The 19,961-nt window shown below is 72.5% G+C and carries 22 protein-coding genes; all 22 read left to right on the top strand.

Features of this window, described 5'->3' with window-relative positions; translation table 11 throughout:
- Position 1 precedes the first annotated feature (1 nt).
- Positions 2–1,462, top strand: coding sequence for a phage portal protein (locus tag G503_RS0108810; RefSeq protein WP_028027295.1), 1,461 nt, complete (start codon positions 2–4; stop codon positions 1,460–1,462).
- On the top strand, positions 1,386–2,576 hold the full coding sequence (locus G503_RS0108805; RefSeq protein WP_156891980.1) for a VG15 protein: 1,191 nt from the start codon (positions 1,386–1,388) through the stop codon (positions 2,574–2,576). Before G503_RS0108810 ends, G503_RS0108805 begins: the two co-directional genes overlap by 77 nt.
- Positions 2,577–2,857: 281 nt before the next feature.
- Positions 2,858–3,364, top strand: coding sequence for a hypothetical protein (locus G503_RS0108800; protein ID WP_028027293.1), 507 nt, complete (start codon positions 2,858–2,860; stop codon positions 3,362–3,364).
- A gap of 22 nt (positions 3,365–3,386) precedes the next feature.
- Positions 3,387–4,463 carry a hypothetical protein gene (locus G503_RS16770; protein ID WP_028027292.1) on the top strand — a complete coding sequence of 359 codons (1,077 nt, stop codon included), beginning with the start codon at positions 3,387–3,389 and terminating at the stop codon, positions 4,461–4,463.
- Between the two features lie 2 nt (positions 4,464–4,465).
- Positions 4,466–4,870: a Gp19/Gp15/Gp42 family protein gene (locus G503_RS14520; protein WP_051191082.1), complete on the top strand. Its 405-nt coding sequence runs from the start codon at positions 4,466–4,468 to the stop codon at positions 4,868–4,870.
- Positions 4,863–5,207: a hypothetical protein gene (locus tag G503_RS0108785; protein ID WP_028027291.1), complete on the top strand. Its 345-nt coding sequence runs from the start codon at positions 4,863–4,865 to the stop codon at positions 5,205–5,207. The genes G503_RS14520 and G503_RS0108785 overlap by 8 nt, the downstream gene beginning before the upstream one ends.
- Entirely contained in the window at positions 5,200–5,475 is a 276-nt protein-coding gene (locus tag G503_RS0108780) for a hypothetical protein (RefSeq protein WP_028027290.1), read from the top strand. The genes G503_RS0108785 and G503_RS0108780 overlap by 8 nt, the downstream gene beginning before the upstream one ends.
- A complete protein-coding gene (locus G503_RS14515) occupies positions 5,472–5,828 on the top strand; it encodes a DUF3168 domain-containing protein (protein ID WP_156891979.1) in 357 nt (118 codons plus the stop codon). Before G503_RS0108780 ends, G503_RS14515 begins: the two co-directional genes overlap by 4 nt.
- A 31-nt stretch (positions 5,829–5,859) precedes the next feature.
- Positions 5,860–6,675, top strand: a complete 816-nt coding sequence (locus G503_RS14510) for a Rho termination factor N-terminal domain-containing protein (protein WP_051191081.1) — start codon at positions 5,860–5,862, stop codon at positions 6,673–6,675.
- Complete coding sequence (locus G503_RS0108765; RefSeq protein ID WP_028027289.1) at positions 6,675–6,965, top strand: hypothetical protein; 291 nt, start codon at positions 6,675–6,677, stop codon at positions 6,963–6,965. Before G503_RS14510 ends, G503_RS0108765 begins: the two co-directional genes overlap by 1 nt.
- Positions 6,966–6,979: 14 nt before the next feature.
- Positions 6,980–7,333: a DUF5361 domain-containing protein gene (locus G503_RS0108760; RefSeq protein WP_028027288.1), complete on the top strand. Its 354-nt coding sequence runs from the start codon at positions 6,980–6,982 to the stop codon at positions 7,331–7,333.
- Between the two features lie 3 nt (positions 7,334–7,336).
- Positions 7,337–10,345 (top strand): tape measure protein, encoded by a 3,009-nt coding sequence (locus tag G503_RS0108755; RefSeq protein WP_028027287.1) that lies wholly within the window; start codon positions 7,337–7,339, stop codon positions 10,343–10,345.
- Entirely contained in the window at positions 10,346–12,043 is a 1,698-nt protein-coding gene (locus G503_RS0108750; protein WP_028027286.1) for a hypothetical protein, read from the top strand. It abuts the gene before it with no gap.
- Positions 12,034–14,922 carry a hypothetical protein gene (locus G503_RS0108745; protein ID WP_156891978.1) on the top strand — a complete coding sequence of 963 codons (2,889 nt, stop codon included), beginning with the start codon at positions 12,034–12,036 and terminating at the stop codon, positions 14,920–14,922. The genes G503_RS0108750 and G503_RS0108745 overlap by 10 nt, the downstream gene beginning before the upstream one ends.
- On the top strand, positions 14,919–15,458 hold the full coding sequence (locus G503_RS0108740) for a phage baseplate protein (RefSeq protein WP_028027284.1): 540 nt from the start codon (positions 14,919–14,921) through the stop codon (positions 15,456–15,458). Before G503_RS0108745 ends, G503_RS0108740 begins: the two co-directional genes overlap by 4 nt.
- The gene (locus G503_RS15670; RefSeq protein ID WP_051191080.1) at positions 15,459–17,042 is read left to right on the top strand and encodes a phage baseplate protein; all 1,584 of its coding nucleotides are present in this window, start codon (positions 15,459–15,461) and stop codon (positions 17,040–17,042) included. It abuts the gene before it with no gap.
- A gap of 13 nt (positions 17,043–17,055) precedes the next feature.
- A complete protein-coding gene (locus G503_RS0108730) occupies positions 17,056–17,610 on the top strand; it encodes a hypothetical protein (protein ID WP_028027283.1) in 555 nt (184 codons plus the stop codon).
- Position 17,611: 1 nt separating this feature from the next.
- Positions 17,612–17,734 (top strand): CD1375 family protein, encoded by a 123-nt coding sequence (locus G503_RS16890; RefSeq protein ID WP_257483121.1) that lies wholly within the window; start codon positions 17,612–17,614, stop codon positions 17,732–17,734.
- Positions 17,731–18,075: a hypothetical protein gene (locus G503_RS0108720; RefSeq protein ID WP_028027282.1), complete on the top strand. Its 345-nt coding sequence runs from the start codon at positions 17,731–17,733 to the stop codon at positions 18,073–18,075. The genes G503_RS16890 and G503_RS0108720 overlap by 4 nt, the downstream gene beginning before the upstream one ends.
- Before the next feature lie 11 nt (positions 18,076–18,086).
- The gene (locus tag G503_RS14500; RefSeq protein ID WP_051191079.1) at positions 18,087–18,473 is read left to right on the top strand and encodes a phage holin; all 387 of its coding nucleotides are present in this window, start codon (positions 18,087–18,089) and stop codon (positions 18,471–18,473) included.
- Complete coding sequence (locus G503_RS14495) at positions 18,470–19,246, top strand: peptidoglycan-binding domain-containing protein (RefSeq protein ID WP_051191078.1); 777 nt, start codon at positions 18,470–18,472, stop codon at positions 19,244–19,246. The genes G503_RS14500 and G503_RS14495 overlap by 4 nt, the downstream gene beginning before the upstream one ends.
- Position 19,247: 1 nt before the next feature.
- Positions 19,248–19,961: hypothetical protein (locus G503_RS0108705; protein ID WP_028027281.1), on the top strand; the 714-nt coding region annotated here is incomplete at its 3' end.

Genomic DNA, 19,961 nt, shown 5'->3' with positions numbered 1-19,961 from the left:
CGTGGAGACGCTCCCGAACATCGCCGACGCGGCGGGCCTGAGGGCCGCCGACAGGGCGGCGCTGATCGACCTTCTGGACGTGGCCCGGGCCAGGGCCGCGCGCAACGCGCTGCGCACCGCCTACTACGACGAGGAGGTGGAGCCGCCCGACATCGGCGTGTCCAACGTGCCCGAGGGCGTGGGCGCCCACGTGCCGAGCGGATGGCCGCGCAAGGCGGTCACGGCCGTGGCCGAGCGCAGCCGCTTCGACGGCTTCGTGTTCGCCGACGGCGAGGGGGATCCCTCCCTCGACCGCGTGGTGCGCGACAACGCGCTCGTGGACGCCTACCGCCGCCACGCGCCCAGCGAGCTGAAGCACGGCTGCATGTTCGCGACCGTCGGGCGGTGCGCCGGGCGGGCCATCGTGCGCTTCCACACCGCCGAGCAGGCCTCGGGGCTGTGGGACGAGGGCGCGGGCCGCCTGGGCGCGGGCCTGGTGGTCGCCGACCGCCGGCGCACGGCCTGGTCCCGCACGAGGCCGCAGCCCGTGCGCGCGAACCTGCACATGCCCGGCTACGTCGTGGCCCTGGATCGGGTGAGCCAGGTGCGCTGGCGCGCCGAGTACCTGCCGCTGCCCATCGACCGCCCCATGATGGAGGCGTTCGCGTTCCGGGCGGACGGAGGGCGCCCCTTCGGCGCCTCGCGCATCACGCGCTCGGTCATGGCCATCGCCGACGAGGCCATGCGCCTGTTCCGCTACCTGTCGGTGGCGGCGGCCTTCTACTCGGTGCCGATGAGGGCGTTTTTGGGCCTCACCGAGGAGCAGTTCGACGCCATGAGCGGCGACAAGTGGCGCTGGCTCATGAACTCGGTGTTCCTGGCCGAGCGCGGCGGCAACGGCGAGGTGCCCCAGGCGGTGCAGCTGGCGGCCGCGAGCCCCCAGCCGCTCGTGGAGCAGTTCCGCATCTACGCCCAGCAGTTCTCCGCCGAGACCGGCGTGCCGCTGAACTCGCTCGGCGTGACGACCGAGAACCCGTCGAGCGCCCAGGCCATCGCGGCCGCCCGCGAGGACATCTGCATCGCCGCCGACGACCTGAACACGTCGAACAAGGTCGCCCTGCGCAACGTGGCCCTCATGGCCATGTGCGTGGAGGGCGACTGCCCCGTGGAGGGGCTGACCGAGCGCCAGCTGTCCGTGGGGGCGCACTTCCGCGACCCGTCGATGCCCTCGGTGGTGTCCCAGACCGACGCGGCCACGAAGCTGGCGGCGGCGTGCCCGGGCTTCGCCGACACCGACGTGTTCTGGGAGATGTGCGGGTTCTCCCAGGAGGACATCGCGCGCATCCAGTCGCAGAAGAGCCAGAGCGCGGGCCTCGCGGCCCTGCGCGAGAGGAGGGCCGCCGCCGATGGCGCAGGTAACCAGGGACAGGCTGCGGGTCTACGGCGAGGAGATAGCGGCGGCGGTGGAGGCGGCGGCCTCTGAGTTCGGCCCCGAGATGCTGGAGCTGGTGGCGCTGTTCCGCGCGGCCGCCGACGAGGAGGAGCGGGCCGTGTGGCGCTCGGCGCTGGCCGACGCCTATCGGGCTGCCGCCGCCGACGGCCAGGAGGTGTGCGCCGCCCTGGCCGACGAGCTGTGGCGCGAGGCCGCCCTGGCCGAGGGCATCGAGCGCAAGGCGCCCGCGGCCCACGGGGCCATGGGCCGCGACGAGGCGATGGCCCGCGTCCGCTCGGTCGCGGCCTGCCTGTTCGAGCGCGGGTGGGACGACGCCAAGGTGCTCAGCAGCCTGCAGGCGACGCTGAGGGCCTCCGTGGAGGCCGCGCCGAACGCCGCCATGGCCGAGAACATCGCCAGGGCATCGGCGCTCCAGGCGTCGCTGCGCTACGCGCGCGTGCCGTCCGACGCGGAGGCCTGCGGGTTCTGCTTCATGATCGCCTCGCTGGGCTTCGCCTACAGGGCGCAGGGCGAGAGCCCCGACCACCCCAACCACCCGAGCTGCCGGTGCCGCGTGGTGCCGGGCTTCGAGGGCCAGACGTCCGTGGAGGGCTTCGACTTCGACGCCATGCGCGGGCGCTGGGGGCAGTGCGAGGCGGCGGTGGCCCACGGCGACGCCTGGGAGCGGGCCTCGGACGCGGAGCGCCGGAAGCTGGTGCAGGCCGAGTGCGAGACCCGCGACCCCGACTGGCTGTGGTTCGGCAAGGTGCCGGAGGTCGTCTATGAAAAGCCCCGCAAGCGCATGGAGCCCAAAGAGCGGAAAGCCGTAGATGCTCTTGCCAGACACGGCTTCCAGGTTGTTGCAAAGGACGAGGATCTGACGGCCCCCGCAAATATCGATTTCCTCATAGGGGGCGATCTCTGGGAGCTGAAGAGCCCGGGCGGAGGAAAGCATGCGGTCGAGGATCGCGTTCGGGACGCCGCGAAAAAGTGGCGGAAGCTGAACCTCCGAGATCCGCTGGTCGTTCTGAGCAACAGCGAGAGCAGGCGTCCAGACGATGAAGTTATGGCGGAGTTTTTCAGGAGGCTTGCGCAGTACGGATGTGCCGAGGGCTTGTTCATATCGGCTGACGGAGGCGTCATAAGCCGATGGAAGCACAACTAAAGGCGGCCCTGGCCTTCCAACTGGCTGGATGGCTGTACCGCCTTTAGCTGTAAATTTACGCTTGGATTATACCACGGAATCAATCTCTCGAACATAAGAAAGCCGAAGGCGATCTCCGTCACAGCAGAGGACCTATCGGCTTTCACAGTTCGATCATACCACGGAATCAGGCTCCCGAACGGGGGCTTTTTTCATGCCCGGAGACGGGTATTTGATCAATCGCCCCGCACGGGGCGGCAACACCGATGCCCCGGAACGGGGCGCTGAGAGGAGGCCTTTCCATGGCAGGAGAGGACAGCGGGGCCGTCGGGCCCGAGCAGGAGGCGGCGGCCGATCCCCGGGCGGACGGCGGCGCGCAGGACGAGCCCCGAGGGGCCGACCCGGAGGCCGAGCCCGATCCGGAGCCCGAGGCCGACCAGACCGACTGGAAGGCTCGCAGCCGCCAGTGGGAGAGCCGCGCCAAGGCCCACAAGGCCAAGGCCGACGAGAAGGACGCCGAGATCGCGAGCCTGAAGGCCCAGATCGCCCGAACGGGCGCCGTGGCCGAGGTGGCCCGCGAGAAGGGCGTGGACGCGGGGCTGCTCGCCCGCATGGCCGGCGACACCCCCGAGGAGATCGCCGAGAACGCCGACGCGCTCCTGGCCTTCGCCAAGGGGCCGGCGTTTCCCGACGTGCCCGATGCCGGCGGCGCCGGCGCGGCCCCGGTGACCGTGGAGGACATCGAGGCCATCAAGGACCCGGCGGAGCGCGTGCGCGCCCGCCGCGACAACATCGCCCTGTACCGATAGGGCGCGAGAGAAAGGACTGCCAATGGCAGAGATCGCCAACACCACCAAGGCGGCCGACACCGTCAAGGCCCTCGACATCGAGGCCGTCACCTCCTACAAGCAGGACCACGACCGCCTGATGGAGATCCTGGGCATCGTGGGCACCGAGACCGTGCCGGCCGGCGCGGCGCTGTTCCGCTACGTCGTCTCCGGCGAGCTGTCCGCCGAGGAGGTGGCCGAGGGCGACGAGACGCCGCTGTCCAAGTTCAAGACCGAGCGCATCCCGGCGGCCGTGGCGGACCCGCGCCCGTTCCGCCGCCTCATCACGGGCCAGTCCATCCTGCGCGGCGGCTTCGAGAACTCGGTGCTGCGCGGCGACCGCAAGATGCTCACCGCCATGCGCAACCTCGTGGTGGCCGACTTCTTCTCCTTCCTGAGCAAGGGCACGCTGACCGCCCAGGGCAAGCACCTGCCCGGCGCGCTCGTCCAGGCCGACTGCGCCCTGCGCGACGAGCTGGAGAGCAAGGACGACACCACGGAGGGCATCTTCCACTTCGTGTGCCGCAAAGACATCGCCGACTACCTGGAGGACGCGGCCATCACCACCCAGACCGTCTACGGCATGGAGTACGTGAAGGACTTCCTCGGCGTGCAGCACATCTTCGTCACCTCCAAGGTGCCCCAGGGCACGGTGTACGCCACCTCAGCGGAGAACATCCACGTCTACGGCATCGACTTCGCCACGCTGCAGGACGCGGGGCTCGCCTACGAGGTGGACGACTGCGGCCTGATCGGCGTGAGCCACCAGCCCAACTACGCCCGCACCTCCTGCGAGGTGAACGCGCTTCTGGGCGAGACCATGACCGCCGAGGTGTCCAACTACATCGTGAAGGCGACCATCGGCGGAGCCTCCGGCGCCGTGCCGGCCGCCGCGGAGCCCCGCGCCGCCGACGAGCCAGCGCCGGAGAAGGTGGACTCAAAGTCCAACAAGGCCGAGCTGACCGCCTACGCCGAGGCCAGCGGCATCGACGTGTCCGGGTGCGGCACCAACGCCGAGATCCTGGAGGCCATCCGCGCGGCCGAGGCCGGGGACGGCGCTGATCCCGAGGGCGGGGAGTAGCCGTGGAGCCCTTCGCGACGGTCGGTGACCTCGCGGCGGGCTGGCGCGAGCTGGGCGAGGCGGAGAAGGCCCGGGCGCAGGTGCTGCTCGCCCGGGCCTCCACGGCCATCCGCGCGGCCATGCGCAGCGCGCGGGTTGAGATCGACCCGGCCGACGAGCTGCAGGCCGCGTCCCTGGCGGACGTGGCCTGCTCCATGGCCCGCCGGCACATGGCGCTGGGCGACTCCATGGTGGGCGTGACCCAGCGCACCCAGACCGCCGACGGCTTCCAGGCGAGCGTTACCACGAGCGCGGCGGTGGCCGACGGCGTGATGCAGCTCACCCAGGCCGAGCGCGAGCAGCTCGGCATCTTCTCGCGCCGCCCGGCCAGGGCGGCCATGGCGCAGATGGGAGGCCCCCGTGGATGACGACCTGCTGGCGGCCTTCGGCGAGACGGTCGCGCTCCTGGAGCGCGCCGAGGCCGGCCGCGACGCCATGAACCAGCCCGTGTGGGAGGAGCGCCCGGTGGAGGTCCCCGGCGTGCTCGTGAACTTCGGGGCCTCGGCCCTGGGCGACGCCGCGCGGCCGGCCGGGCAGCGCACCGACGCGGTGCTGTGCTTCCCGGTCGGTTTCGACCGCGACGTGCGCGGCACGGACGCGCTCGTTCGCGGCGAGCGCTACCGCATCGAGTGGCAGCGCCCCGCGCCCAGTGTGAGCGTGGTTCCCTACGGGGTCACGGCCGGGGCGGTGAGAATCGATGGCTGACGGCGGGTTCCTGTGCACGGGCTGCCGCGTGGTGCCCGCGGGGGCCAACGCCTTCCGAAACGCCCCGGAGGTGCAGGCGGCCGTGCTCGCCCGCGCCCAGCGCATCGCGTCGGCCTGCGGGCGGGCCTCGGGCGAGGCCTACTACGCCGACGTGCAGGCCGGCCCCCAGCGATGCCGGGCCGTCGTGCACCCCGGCTCCTCGGCCGCGTGCCGCGACAACGCGCGGAACAACACGGTCCTGCGCAGCATCGACGCGGGGAGGGGGTGAGGGGCGTGGACATCGAGCCGCACCTGATCGGCTTTTTGAACGCCCAGGCGCTGGGGGCGCAGGCCCTTCCCGAGGTGCCGGAGGAGCGCCCCGACCAGCTCCTCACCGTGGAGCGCACCGGTGGCGCCGGCGACTTCCGCATGGACCGGCCGACCGTGGCCGTGCAGGCCTGGGCTCCGACCCTGGTCGAGGCCCAGGCCCTCATGGCCGCCGCCGACCGCGCCATCCAGGCGCGGCTGGCCGACGGGCGCCCGGTCACATCGTGCAGGCGCATCGGATTCGCGCGGTTCCCCGCCGAGGGGAGCCCGCGCTACCAGGCGGTCTACTCCCTGACCGCGTACGAGACGGACTAGCCCGCGGAAGCGGGGGAAAGGCGGATGCCCCATGGCAGCTACCGGATCCAACAACAACGACAACGTATACGCGGCGAAGCCGAGGGTCGGCGGCGCGGTGTTCACGGCGCCTCTGGGCACGCCCGTGCCGACCGATGCCGTGGGCGAGCTGGCCGAGGCGTTCACCTGCGTCGGCTACATCTCCGCCGACGGCTTCGCCACCAGCAACACGCGAAAGAGCGAGACCAAGCAGGCCTGGGGCGGCGACACCGTGGGCAGCTCCCAGTCGGAGTACGCCGACACGGCCACGCTGGAGATGCTGGAGACCACGGCGGCCAACCTGCGCCTGGTCTACGGCGACGACAACGTGATCGAGGACGGCAGGGGCGGCTGGCGCGTGCGCCACAACTCCAAGGAGCTGGAGAGCCACGTGTGGGTGGTCGAGCAGCTCCTGGGCGCCGACAAGGTGATGCGCACGGTCATCGACAAGGCCCAGGTCTCCGAGATCGAGGAGGTCAAGCGCAACAACGAGGACTTCATGAGCTACAAGGTCACGCTCGCGATGTTCTCCAACCTGGATGGCGACACCTACAACGACTATGTGGCCGTGGTGGCGCCCCCGGAGCCCTCCGAGCCGGGCGGCGACGACCCCGAGGGGCCGACCGGCCCCGACGGGGGCGGCCAGCCGTCCGCCCCCGGCGGCGACGGCGAGCCCGTCGCGCCCAAGGCCCTCGACGATATGACGGTGGAGGAGCTGAGGGCCTACGCGGCCGAGCGATCCATCGATTTGACCGGCCTCGCCCTGAAGGCCGACATCCTGGCCGCCATCAAGGCGGCCGAGGGCCAGCAGGAAGGCGGCGATGAGTAGTGGCGAAGAAGGAAAAGGCGAAGGGCTGCCCGGTCCCCACCGACCCCGCCGAGGTGGCCGCGGCGCTGCCCGAGGGGTGGCGCGACGACCTGGAGCTGTTCGAGCAGATCTGCGCCATGGACGCCGGCGACCCGTCGGCGCTTCCCCCGGTGATGGGGAAGCTGGCCGGCGAGGAGGGCGCCCGCGCCGTGCGAGAGTCCCTGCGCGACGGGCGGGGCGTCATCCCCATCTCGGCGGCGCGCCTGTGGGTGCTGCGCGTCATCGAGGCGGCGAACGCAAAAAACTCCTGACGCTCGGCCGCCTGATGCGCGCGCGGCCGGCCGAGCTGCGGGCCGACCTGCGCCAGTTCTACGGGGTCGGCCTGGGGGAGTTGGGCCGGTCGCTGCCCGTGTCTGAGGCGGCCGACCTGGCCGCGTGCCTGCCCGCCGGGTCGCGCTGCGCGACCCCGGAGGGCCAGCCGTGGGGCTGGGACGACACGCGGTGGCTGCTGGCCCGCATCGAGCACGGCCTGCGGGTGCTCGCGTGGCACAACACCGAGGACGGCCGCGAGGGCAGAAACGCCCCGCGCTTGATCGCGCCCGGCCCCGAGCCGCCCGGCGACGGGGCGGGGGTGACGCGCGACGAGCTGGAGGAGAAGCTGAAGAGGAAGAGGGGGTAGCCCGTGGCCGAATCGGAGGTGCTCGCCAGCGCGAGCGTCGAGATCCACCCGTACCTGTCGCCCGCGTTCTCCGCCCAGCTCATGGCGCAGATGAACGGCGCGGGCATGTCCTCGGCCGGCCGCCGCGCCGGCGAGGGCTTCCTGGCCGGCATGGCGGGCGCGCTCAAGGGCGGCGGCGCGGCCATGACCTCGGCCGGCAACCTGCTGACGGCCAAGATCACCGCGCCGGCGCTGGCGGCGGGCGCGGCCGTGGGCGGCATCTTCCTCGCCAAGGGCTGGGAGCGCCTGACGGCCATCGACACCGCCGAGAGCAAGCTGAAGGGCCTGGGCTACTCGGCCGAGAGCATCGAGGGCATCATGGGCTCGGCCCTGGCCTCGGTGAAGGGCACCGCCTACGGCCTGGGCGACGCGGCCGGGGCCGCCGTGTCGGCGCTGGCGGCCGGCGTGGCCGAGGGCGACGACCTCACCCGCGTGCTCGCCACCATCGGCGACACCGCGACCATCGCCGGCGGCGACTACCAGGGCGTGGCCTCGGTGTTCAACAAGGTCATGTCGAAGGGCAAGATGCAGGCCGACGAGATGCTGCAGCTGTCGGAGCGCGGCGTGCCCGTGCTGCAGACGCTCGCCGACTACCTCGGCAAGACGGCCGAGGAGGTCACCGAGATGACCTCCGCCGGCGAGATCGACTTCGCCACCTTCGAGGCGGCCATGCGCGGCGCCTTCGGAGGCGCGGCCCTGGCGTCGGGCGAGTCCATGACCGGCACCATCGACAACCTGTGGGCCGCCGTGGGCCGCGTGGGCGCGGCCTTCCTCGACACGGGCGACGACGGCGAGGGCTTCTTCGGCCGCCTGAAGCCGCTGCTCGGCGAGGCGACCGAGGGCATCGACGGCTTCTGCGACATCGCCTCGGAGGGCGGCGCCATGCTGGCCGACGGCCTGGTGGAGGGCGTGGAGGCCGTAAGGGAGCTCTCCGAGACGGCGCAGGAGATGTGGGGCAACCTCTCGCCCGAGCAGCAGGGCCAGCTGAAGGCGCTCGCCGGCATCGCGCTGGCGGCGGGGCCGGCCCTGAAGGTCGTGGGGCCGCTGGCCTCGGGCGTCGGGGGCGTGTTCGGGGCCATGCGCTCCGGCGTCGGGGCCGTGCGATCGTTCCAGGGGCAGATGGCGGTGATGGCGACGGCCGCGAGGAACGGCAAGGGGGCCATGACGGGCCTCCCCGCGGCCATCGGCGGCATCGCCAGCGGCAGCAGGGCGGCCTCGACCATGGTGTTGGGGCTTTCCAAGACCCTCTCCTTCGCCGCCGGCGCGGTGCCCCTCCTCGCGGCGGGGTTCGCGGCCTTCGAGGTGGGCAGCTTCGTCTACGGGCTGTGGTACGCCCAGACCGAGGCCGGCAAGCTGGAGTCCAAGATGGGCGAGCTGGCCCAGGGCCACCGGTCCATGGTGGACGCCTTCAGCGAGGGGGCGTCGCGGGTGTCCTCCGACGGCCTTTTGGGCGAGTCGGGGCGCACGGTGGAGCAGCTGGCCGCCACGGTGGACGAGGGCGAGGCGGCCATCGTCGAGATCATCCGCGGGGCCAACGAGGAGAAGCGCGCCCTGCGCCAGGAGGAGATCGACGCCATCAACGGGCACAACGAGGCCATCGCCGCGGCCTACGGCGAGCAGGCCGCGGCCCACGTGGCGGCCCTGCAGAGCGAGGCCCAGGTTGCGCCCGAGGTCATGCGGGGCATGAGCGCCGAGGAGGTGGCCGCCTGGGTGGGCGGCATCAAGGAGCGCGGCGACCAGGCGCTGGCCATGGAGGAGGAGAACTTCGCGAGGCAGCGCGACCAGCTCGCGGCGCAGCACGCCCAGGGCATCACCGACGAGCAGCAGTACTCGGCGGCGCTCCTCGCGGCGAAGGCCGAGCACGGGCAGCGGGTTGAGGAGATCGAGGCCGCCATCGGGCAGGCCCAGTCGGCCGGCGCGCTGCAGACCGCCGCCAACGCCTCCGAGGTGGTTGCCGCCTACGGGCGCATGACCCAGGGTCTGGGGGAGTTCCGTGAGATGCAGCTGACGGCCGACGGCCACGTGGTGTACTCGAACCAGGTGCTGCGCGACAACGCGCACATCACCAAGCAGCAGTTCCTCGAGGCATGGGCCGCCATGCCCGAGGGGGCCGCCCAGGCGGCCGCGGGCATCCTGGAGGCGGCCGGGCAGGCCGCCGCGGCCGAGGGGCAGCTGGACGCCTCCACGCGCTCGGCGGTCGAGGCCATCCTGATCAACTTCGACGGCCTGAAGGGCGGCGCGGCCGACGTCGGCAGGGACGCGCTCCTGGAGATGGTGAACTCCCTGGGCGATCCCTCGGCCGTGACCGGGGGCCTGAACCTGGCCGAGGCGAGCTGCCAGGAGATCGTGGACGCCATCCGCGCGAACCTCGACCTGGAGACCCCGACCCGGGAATCGGTGGAGAGGTACGTGGCGTCCATCGAGGCCGGCGGCCCGATGGCGGCCGGCGCGGCCGAGGAGATGGCGATCCAGGCCACGGCGCCCATGCTGGACGTGCCCGAGGCGTTCGCGTCCTCCGGCGAGATGGCGGGCCTGGGGTTCGTTGGCGGCATGGAGAAGTACATATCGGAGGCCGCGGCGATGGCCTTCCGTATGGCCCAGGCGGCGAAGAACTCCCTGAACGCGGGCCTGGAGGTCCACTCGCCGTCGAGGGCCACCCGCAGGACGGGCCGGTTCTTCGTGGAGGGCTTCGCCGGCGGCATCGACGACTACGCCCCCATGGCCGCGAGGTCTGCGGCCTCTCTGGCGGCAACGTCGGCCGCCGCGCTCTCGGCCCCCGCTCCGGCGGCGCCGGTGCCCGCGGCGAGCGCCGCGGGCGCGCTCGCGGGCGACGAGGCCGTGGCGTGCCTGCGCTTCCTGGCCGACAACCTGTACTCGGCCCTCAGCGTGAGCCTGGACGGGCGGGCCGTCTCCCGCAGCGTGGACGAGAGGCAGGGCCGCCTGGCGGCCCTGCGCGCGAGGAAGGGGGCTTAAGTGGACTTTCCCGAGCTCGACTTCACCTTCGACGGCGTGAGGGCCACCGATTTGGGCCTCGTCGCCTCGAAGAGCGTGAACCTGCACCCGGCGGCGCCGAACGTCACGTGGGCCACCCCCGACTACGGCGAGCCGGTGGACACTTCCCGCTTCGTGGCGGGGCGCATGACCTACGGCCTGGTGGACGACGAGTACGCCGACTTCTGGGTCATGGCCGACGATTTCGAGGGGCGCCAGGCGGCGTGGCGATGGCTCGTGGCCAACGTGCACGGCGCCGACGCGGCCATGACCTGCTCGCTGTTCACCGCCGACGACGGCCGCGCCTTGGAGTGGTACGGCACGTGCTCGGTGGAGGACGTGTCCGCCGACCCGGGGACGCTGGAGAAGGTCAGGGTGTCCTGGCAGCGGCGGCCGTACCGCCGCATGCCCGACGGGACGCACACGGAGGAGCTCGCCGCCGAGTGGCCCATCGACGTTGGGGCCGCCACCTTCGAGGCCGCCGACGGCCGCGCGGTGACCTCGGCCGCCGCGATGCTGGGCGAGCTGTGGGTCACGTGCCCGGACGGCACCCTGTGGTCCACCGCGGACGGCCTCGTTCTCGTGCGGCAGGCGGCCGAGCCCATGGGGCCGGGCGTGCGGATCGCCGCCGACGGCGGGCTGGCCGTGCTGTGGTCGGAGCTGGGCGCGTGGTGGAGCCGGGACATGGCCGAGTGGCGCGAGGCGGAGGGGCTGCCCGTCCCCCTGGAGTCGGCCGCCGTGGTCGACGGCGTGGCGGCGTTCGCGGGGCCTGGCGGCCTGGCGGCTACCCGCGACTTCGAGCACTGGGCGCGGGCCGTAGACCTGCCCGCGGAGGGGGTCTCGGCGACCTGCCGCGCGCCGGGCGCGCGGCTGTTCGCGTGCCCGGGCAGCGGGGGCACGCTCGTGCTCGCCACCCGGGACGCGGGCCGCTCCTTCGCCGAGTCGGCGCTGCCCGTGGCGGTGGAGTCGATGTGCGCCGCGGGCGGCGCGGTCGTGGCCGTCGGGGAGGGACGCAGCTTCGTCACCTTCGACATGGCGACGTGGGCCGAGGGCTCGTCCGTGGGTGACGCGCGCGCCGTGGTGGGGCTGGGCGACCGCGCCGTGGCCGTCGGCTCCACCTTCGCCGTCTCGTCGCCGGCCGACGGAGAGGGCGCCCATATGCCCATCGAGCGCACGGCGGTGCTCTCTGTGGACACCGACATGTGCTCCGAGGTGTCGGTCGAGGGCAACTACGCGATGAGCGCGACCTACCGCGGCGAGACCGCGGAGCTGCCTCCTGGCGCCGCTGTGCTGCCCTGGCCGCTCGGCCACGGGCGTCACGAGATCCTGCTGCGCGTGCCATACCAGCCCGCCGTGTGGTCACCCCTCGCAGACGAGCCGGCCGACTTTCCGTCTGGGGCCTGGTGGCGCTACCGCGCCATGGGCGAGCAGCCGGAGGGGTGGGAGGCCTTCGCCCGGCCCCCGGCGGGATGCGAGTGGCGCGTCCTGCAGGAGGGCGGGCTGGTGTGCTGCTCCGACCTGGTGGCGCTGCCTCCCTGGGGGACGTTTTCCGCCTTCGAGCCCTCGGATGAGCTGGAGCCCGTGCCGAACGGCGCCCGGCCCCCGTTTGCGCCCGGGCTCTTCTGGGAGCGGCAGTCGCGAGTCCGCGTCGCGTTTAGGTGGGAGAGGGGGTGCCTGTAGTGTTCACCCAGGACTTCGGAGACTACCTGCACGGCGGCGAGGAGCCGGTGTACCACCCGCTCATGCGCCTGCGCCAGGTGTACGGCATGGCCCTCGACTGGAACATCTCGGGCACGGCCGGACAGCTCGTGGAGACGGTCAACCCCGAGAACCCCGCCTTCGACCTTCTGCGGCTGAACGACCCGGAGTCTTTTCTGCAGTGCAAGCGCGACGGCCGGGTGTTCTGGCGCGGGGTGATCGTGGACGAGTCTTTCGACGGGCGCGACGGTTTGGACGGCCGCAAGCAGATCACGGCCGTGGGCGAGCTGTCGCTCCTGGCGGACGTGCCGTGCCCGGCCTACTCGGTGGCGCTGGACTCGCGCCCGGGGGCGAGCGCCTGCCGCCAGTACGTGGAGTTCCTGCTGTCCGCCGCAAACGGGTGGTGGGCCTCAATGGGGCGCGCCAACTGGCGCATCCGCTGCGGCATCGTGGACGACTTCGGGGTGGCGTCGGTGCGCGCGGCCTCGGACGGCCAGGCCGACGACGCCACCGTGCTCGCCGAGCTGCGCGGCTACTTCGTGGAGTCGCCCGACCCTGCCCGCACGGCGCTGGGCGCCCGCATGCGCCTGCGCTACGAGGACGACGGCGTGTACCTGGACGTGTGCTCGCCCGGCAACGCGGAGGCCTTCCCCGAGTCGAACCAGCCTGCGGTGCTCGGGCTGAACGTCATGTCGGAGGGGTTCTCCTTCGCCCGCTCGGCCGTGGACCAGTCCCCGTGCGTCGAGCCCCTCGGCGCCCCTCTGTCGGAGACGCCCTACCAGGGCCGGCTCTTCACGGCCTACTCGCAGCTGGCCGCGCGCCCGGCCGACTGGGACGAGTCCTGGGCCTCCTACTCGGTGCGGCGCATGTTCGAGCCCCTGACGGGCAGGCCCGCCGACTGGGCCATCGAGGACGGGTACCGCGACGGCGAGCCGGTGGGATGGCGGCGGTACTGGGGCATGCGGCTCACCGACGCCCGGCCCGACGGCCCCTGCTGCGCCAGGATCGGCGACATGTGGGCGCAGTTCCGGCGCCTGGACGATCCCGTGTGGGGGCTCAGCTCGGCGCCGGACTTCATCGCCGAGACCGACCCCGCGTCGAGGCTGCCCGACGGCCGGCGCGCGGCGGTGTTCTGGAAGGCGCTCGCGGCCGATCCCGCCGACCCCGCTGCCGACGAGGGGTCCCAGTTCCAGAGCGTCCCCGGAGACGCCTGGACGCCCATCCTGCGCAGGCCGGCCGATTGGGACGCGTCGTACTCCTCCTACTCGCTGGGGGTGGTCGACGCCGGCGGCGCGCTGCGGCCGGGCCACGTGTGCCGGGCCGTGTGCCCCGCGGTGCCCGAGGGCGCCGCGGACGCCTCGGGCGTGCTGCGGCCCGGGGCCGAGGTGGGCTGGACCGCCTATTCCTACATCGTCCGCAACCCCGTGGAGCCGGCCCGCGAGGCGCTCACCCGCGCGAACTTCCAGCGGCTGACGGGGCGCCCCCTCACCTACTGGTTCAACGGCGCCGAGTACTCCAGTTGGGACACGGGGGTCGATCCGGTGTGGAAGAGGTGCGTCGAGCCGGCGAGCACGGCGCACGACCCCGTCCACGGGACCTCGTGGACGGGGTCGTGGCGCTCGGTCTCCGAGGTGCACGAGCGCCTGGGCGCCGCGCCGGACGACTGGGACACGGCCTGGGCCTCGTACTTCACCGACCAGGGTGGCCGCGACGCGAACCTGCTCCCGGACCCCGCGATGTGCCCCACCGCCCCGTACTTCCCCGTGCCGGGTTACGTGCGGCAGGGCTGGAAGCCGGAAAACTGGGACAGCTGGTGGAGCTGGGAGAACGAGCGCTGGAAGCTGAACCACGGCTCCTACTCCGATTACAGCGTGTTCGTGGCGCCCTTGGGCGAGTACCGCGGCATCGACGCGTGGCAGCCGCTCGCCGCCAGGCCCTCAGACTACGACCGGGACAACTTCGACGACATCAAGTCAACCTATGCCGTGCGGCGTGGCGGCAAGTTTGTCACGCTCTCCGATCTGGGCGCCGACGCCTTCCCGCCCTTCGCGGCCAACCAGGTGTTCGGCAAATGGCACCCAGAATGGCTGGCGGGGGGCTTCGTGGACTTCCCCGCGACGGTGGGCGACGTGCCGGCGGGGCGCTACGCGGTGTACGCCAAGCGGGCTCCGTCCTTCGGGGCCGCGCCCCGCTGGCGTAGGCGCGTTCCGCCTTTCCGAGACGGGGCCTTCTACGTCGAGCGGGCGCCCGAGTGGAGCGATGCGACGCACTCGGGGAGGGTGTTCGCGCAGGGGGAGGAGCGGGCGCCCGACTTCGCGCTCGCATCTCCGGCGTATGAGGCGAGCGCGGCCCCTTCGATGAGGCTCGATCTCAGGGCGGAGTGGATGCCCGACGCCGGTTTGGCCAGCGTGCCGGGCTCGCGCGGGATGGCGAAGGCCGGGCGCGTTGTGTACGACGAGGGCGCCGTGGCCGAGAGCGGCCCCCGCGCGAGGCGCATCACCTTCGAGGACGCCCGCACGGTCGAGGAGCTGGCCGCCCGGGCCTGCGCCGAGCTGGCGGCGACGTCGCGCGCCTCGGCTTCGGCGTCGATGCGTGCGCTCGACCGCAGCCCCGAGGACGCGCGGCACCGCCCGCGCGGGTGGCCGTCCGAGCTCGACTGGTTCCGGCCCGGCGTGCGCGTGCGCTGCGAGCTGCCCACCTTCGGGCTGTCGGCGCCGCTCCTGTGCGAGGCCGTGGAGGGCTTCGACATGTGCGCGCCGGGCTCGGCCGTCATGCGGGTCGGCTCCAGCTGGGCGGCCCCGCTCTCGGCGCGGGCCACGACGATATCATCAACGGCACTGAGACAGACGGGAGGTAGATGATGGCGGACGCATCGGTCTTCGCGGCCTTCCTGGCCCTGATGGACGACCACGCCCACCCGGTGGGCTCGCAGTACGTCACGTTCGAGGACGACGACCCCGCCGACCTGTTCGGCGGGGAGTGGGTGAAGCTGGAGGACGTCTTCGTGCTGGCCAGCGGCAAGCGGGACGCGGGCGCGCGGGGCGGCGCCGAGGAGGTGGCGCTCGCGGCGGCGCACATGCCGGCCCACAAGCACACCTCGCCCCAGCACACGCACTCCTTCTCGGCGACGACGGCCGTCGCCGGAGCCCACTTCCACCGGGCGAAGATGCCCTGGGGCCGCGACTGGGTGTCTGGCCACGAGCAGTGGACGGCCAACTCGTCGAAGGAGTTCTCCGACTGGCGCCTGACCACCGAGGAGGCGGGGGCGCACGCGCACAGCGTGTCGGGCACCACCAGGGCCAGCGCGGCCGCCAGCACGGGATCGGCGGGCGCGGGGCAGGCTCACGACAACATGCCGCCCTACGTCGTGCGGCACGTATGGGAGAGGAGGGCGTAGATGGGGAGGCTCTACATCGACATCGAGCTGGACGTCGCGAAGGGCGCGACCACGCTGTCGCGGCCGCGCACGGTGCAGCTGCGGCGCGGCGAGGAGGGGTCCACCGTCATCAGGGCGCGGGCCGTGCACGAGGGGGCCGACTGGCCGCTCGACGGGTACGCGGCCTCGTTCATGGCGATCATGCCCGGCGACCTGGAGGTGATGGACGACGCCTGCAACGTGTCGGGCTCGGTCATCGAGTACGAGGTGCCCGGCATCATCCTGGGCCACCGGGGGCGCACCGACCTGGCGTACTTCAGCCTCACCCGCGAGGGGGAGGACGGCATGCCCGACACTCTGACCACCCAGGGCTTCTCGATCAACGTGAACACCGGGGTGGACATGTCGGCGGCCGAGTACGAGTCGTACATGCCGGCGGTGTCCCGCATCGTGGAGGAGGCGGCCGGCTCGGTACGGGCCGCGGCCGCATCGGCGCTGCTGTCCCAGCGCGACCTGGCCGACTACAAGGAGCGGGCCGAGGGCGCCGTGTCGGACGCCCTGGCCGCCGCCGGCGCTGCGGGCGCCATCGCCGACGAGACGGAGGAGGCCGAGAGGGCGCGCCGCGAGGCCGAGAGGGCGCGCCGCGAGGCGGAGAGCGCCCGCGTCGGTGCCGAGGCCCGGCGCCAGAGTCTGTGGGAGGACATCGTTCAGCGCTCGCGCGGGTGGCTGCGCCGCTACTGCGGCGAGGGCGAGTACGACCCCGACACGCTGGCGCCGACCGTCGGCGAGCCCGACGCCGGCACGCTGTACTTCGTGCCCCTGGCCGTGGCCGGCACCGCGGTGGTCTACGCGAAATGGATGTGGGACGGCGAGGGCGAGCGGTGGGAGGCACTGAGCGCGCCCGAGATGGATGTGGCCCCCATGACCGCCGAGCAGGTGGCGGCCGTGGCGGCCGGCGAGAAGGTGGACGGCGGCGAGGTGGCGACCGCCACCGTGGTCACGGCCCTGTGGGCCGCCGGAAAGCGCGCTGCCGACGCCGCCTACGCGGCAGCGGGGCACAAGCACTCCGGCGGCGACATCGAGGAGCGCACGCTGCCCGAGTCGGCCATCGACGAGGAGTTCGCGCGGACCATCGCCAACAAGGCGGACTCGGACCACGGCCACGACGCCGCCGACATCTCCTCGGGCACGCTGCCCGTGGAGCGCGGCGGCACGGGGGTTGCCACCGACAAGGCGCTGGCGCTCAAGGCGCACCCCGTGGGCTCGGTGTACTTCTCGTACTCGCCGACCTCGCCGGCGGCCCTGTTCGGCGGTACGTGGGTCCAGATGACGGGGCGGTTCGTTCGCATGGCAAACGACGTGTCCACCGGCGGCGCCGACACCCACACGCTGACCGCCGCCCAGATGCCGAGGCACGACCACGGCATGCCGATGGCGTGGGCGGGAAATGGCTCGCTGGCGATCTCGTCCAATCGGTGGGTGTACCGCGACAGCGGCACGACGACGGCGCAGCCGACCTGGAGCACCTACGCCGCCGGCTCCGGCGGCGCCCACAACAATATGCCAGCCTACCAGGACCTGTACGCCTGGCGGCGCACGGCCTAGAGAGGAGAACCGGATGATCGTCGTAGACGAGTCGGGCGCGCCCGTGGCGGAGCCCGACCTGACGCTGGGGCGCGTCGAGGAGCGCGCGCTAGCCGTTACCGTGTCGTGGGCGGTAGACGAGCCCGAGCGCGGCCACTGGGAGACGGCGGCCGAGTACCCGGAGACGGGCGGCCGCGACGTCGCGTGGGTGATCGACCTCCCCGAGCGGGGGCACTGGGAGGCCCGCGACGGGAAGGGCCGCCCCGTCGGGCTGTGGGACGGCGAGGTGCCCCCCGATTGGCCGCGCGAGACGCCCATGGCCGAGATGTGGCGCTACGGCTGCTACCTGCCGTGGACCGACGAGGAGCTGGTCGAGGCCGAGGAGGCCCGTCTGGCGGCCGAGGAGGCCGAGCGCGCCGCCGCCGAGCGCGAGGCGTGGCTGGAGTCTGCCCCGGGCAAGCTGGACGACGCCTGCCAGGCGCTGGCCGAGCTGGGGGCGATGGCGGACGGCACCGCCGTCACCATGGAGGAAGTGCTGGACGCCGTGGCCGAGCTGGGCTCGCTGCTCGCGGCGATGGAAGGAGAGTGACATGGCGAAGATCTACTACAACCGGATCCGCGCGGGCAAGTGGCGCCTGGAGGACGTGCCGGCCCGCTGGCGCGCTGAGGTCGCCGCGATGCTCGCGGCCGACGGGAAGGGCGGTGGAGAGTGACGCTCGCCCAGTGGCTGGCCCAGGGCAGCGACTACGCGCTGGGCCTCTTCGGCGCCGTGGTCGTCGCCGGCGGCGCGGCCGCGTGGGTGGCGCGGGCCTGGCGGGCCGCCCGGCGCCCCGGCGAGGAGAGGCGCGCCCACGTGGACGAGGCCATATCCGAGCACGAGCGCTTCAGGCAGTGCCTGGCGCGGGACAAGCGGAAGATCGACACCCTGGAGGAGTCGGTCAAGCTGCTCCTGCGCGGCCAGATGCAGCTCATCACCCACGAGCTGGACGGCAACCACGTGGACAAGCTGGCCGAGGTGCGCGACGCGATCCACGACCACCTGCTAGAGAGATGAAAGGAACGCGCATGATCAACTGGAAGGTGCGAGTGCGCCAGAAGTGGTTCTGGCTCACCCTGATCCCCGCCGTCCTGCTGCTGCTCGACCAGCTGTGGGGGCTGTGGGTGGTGCTCGGCAGCATCCAAGCGGGGCATCTGTACGACGGCCCCGTCATGGAGGCGCTGCTGTCCCTGGCGGGCACCGCGTTCGCCGTGCTGGTGCTGCTCGGCATCCCCGTGGACACCACCACGCAGGGCTACGGCGACAGCCCCCGCGCGCTGCTCTACGACGCGCCCGCGCCCAACGCGAGCGCCTACGGCCTGCGCGAGTTCGAGGAGCAGTGCGCCGCGGCCGACGCCAAGATGGTGGACTGGGCCGCCCCTGCGGAGGACGGGGCGAGCGAGGAGGCCCGATGACGGTCTCGAACTGCGGCTCCAACGAGTTCGGCGGAATCACCGGCGGCAGGCCCGGCGACCAGACCGGCGGCGAGTGGCGCCTTCGCAGTTGGTACGGCTTCAGGCAGAACGTGGTGCTGGTCCACCCCGACGCCCGGGTGAACGCCCTCGTGGCCGACATGGCCGAGGCGGCAGCCCGCAACGACCGCGTGGGCTACTGCCAGGCCCACCGGACGACCTTCTACGAGCAGCTGAAGGCCGCCGGGTGGCGCCCCGAGAAGATCGCCGCCGACTGCGAGGCCGACTGTTCAAGCGGCACGGCCGCCATCGTGCAGGGGGCGGGCCACCGCCTCGGCGATGAGAGGCTGCAGAAAGTCTCCAAGGACTGCTACACAGGCAACCTGCGCGCCGCCCTCGTCGGGGCGGGCTACGAGGCCCGCACGGAATCGAGGTTCCTGACTGGCGACGCCTATCTGCCTCGCGGCGCGATCGTCCTCAACGAGAAGAGGCACGTGAACATCCAGGTGACCGACGGCGCCAGGGCGGGGGAGCCCGCCGCGCCGGGGAGGGGGGAAGAGGTGTACTCGTTCAGATCCGTTCGCAAGGGCATGAGGGGCGACCACGTGTCGCTCTTCCAATCGGCCTACAACGAGAGGTTCGGCGGCAGTTTGGCCGTTGACGGCAGCGCCGGCCCCGCGACCCACGCCGCCATCGGCGACGCCCAGAAGCGCCTCGGCATCGCCCAGGACTACTCCTGCGGCCCCGACACCTGGGCGCACCTGCTGGGGGCCTGACATGGCGGCGACGTCGCAGAGCGCGGAGCTGTTCAACGACTACGACGGCTTCGTGGCCAAGTTCGAGCCGAAGAGGACCACCGACGACTGCTACACGCCGCCGCTGGTCTACGGCGCGGTGCTCGACTGGGCATCGCGCGAGTACGGCCTGGACGGCCGCGAGATCGTCCGCCCGTTCTTCCCCGGCGGCGACTACGAGCGCCACCCGTACCCCGAGGGCTGCGCCGTGGTGGACAACCCGCCGTTCTCCATCCTGGCGCGGATCGTGCGCTTCTACCTCTCGCTGGGCATCGACTTCCTGCTGTTCGCCCCGGCGCTCACCGTCTTCGGCCTCCTTCGTCAAGACGGCGTGTGCGCCGTGTGCGCGGGCGCGGCGGTGGAGTACGAGAACGGCGCGCAGGTGAACACGAGCTTCGTCACCAACATGGACGGGTGGCGGGCGCGCTCGGCCCCCGACCTGAACGAGGCCGTGGCCCGCGCCGTCGAGGAGACGCGCGGGCAGAGCAGCCGGAGCCTGCCCCGGTACGAGTACCCCGACGAGGTGCTGACGGCGGCCAGGCTCAACTACATGAGCAACCACGGGACCGACTTCCGCGTGGGCCCCGGCGACTTCGAGCGGATCTCCGCCATGGACGCCCAGCGGCCGCACGGGAAGTCGGTCTTCGGGGGAGGGCTGCTGCTTTCGGAGAGGGCCGCGGAAGAACGCGCAGCCGCT

The organism is Adlercreutzia mucosicola DSM 19490, from assembly GCF_000422625.1.
Taxonomy (GTDB): Bacteria; Actinomycetota; Coriobacteriia; order Coriobacteriales; family Eggerthellaceae; genus Adlercreutzia; species Adlercreutzia mucosicola.
The sequence above is the reverse complement of the archived record's forward strand: the minus strand, read 5'-3'. Positions and strand labels throughout refer to the sequence as shown.

Coding starts and splice junctions, on each gene's coding strand:
- G503_RS0108805 (WP_156891980.1), top strand. CDS start 1,386: ATGGCGCAGGTAACCAGGGACAGGCTGCGGGTCTACGGCGAGGAGATA.
- G503_RS0108800 (WP_028027293.1), top strand. CDS start 2,858: ATGGCAGGAGAGGACAGCGGGGCCGTCGGGCCCGAGCAGGAGGCGGCG.
- G503_RS16770 (WP_028027292.1), top strand. CDS start 3,387: ATGGCAGAGATCGCCAACACCACCAAGGCGGCCGACACCGTCAAGGCC.
- G503_RS0108780 (WP_028027290.1), top strand. CDS start 5,200: ATGGCTGACGGCGGGTTCCTGTGCACGGGCTGCCGCGTGGTGCCCGCG.
- G503_RS14510 (WP_051191081.1), top strand. CDS start 5,860: ATGGCAGCTACCGGATCCAACAACAACGACAACGTATACGCGGCGAAG.
- G503_RS0108760 (WP_028027288.1), top strand. CDS start 6,980: ATGCGCGCGCGGCCGGCCGAGCTGCGGGCCGACCTGCGCCAGTTCTAC.
- G503_RS0108740 (WP_028027284.1), top strand. CDS start 14,919: ATGATGGCGGACGCATCGGTCTTCGCGGCCTTCCTGGCCCTGATGGAC.
- G503_RS15670 (WP_051191080.1), top strand. CDS start 15,459: ATGGGGAGGCTCTACATCGACATCGAGCTGGACGTCGCGAAGGGCGCG.
- G503_RS0108730 (WP_028027283.1), top strand. CDS start 17,056: ATGATCGTCGTAGACGAGTCGGGCGCGCCCGTGGCGGAGCCCGACCTG.
- G503_RS16890 (WP_257483121.1), top strand. CDS start 17,612: ATGGCGAAGATCTACTACAACCGGATCCGCGCGGGCAAGTGGCGCCTG.
- G503_RS14500 (WP_051191079.1), top strand. CDS start 18,087: ATGATCAACTGGAAGGTGCGAGTGCGCCAGAAGTGGTTCTGGCTCACC.
- G503_RS14495 (WP_051191078.1), top strand. CDS start 18,470: ATGACGGTCTCGAACTGCGGCTCCAACGAGTTCGGCGGAATCACCGGC.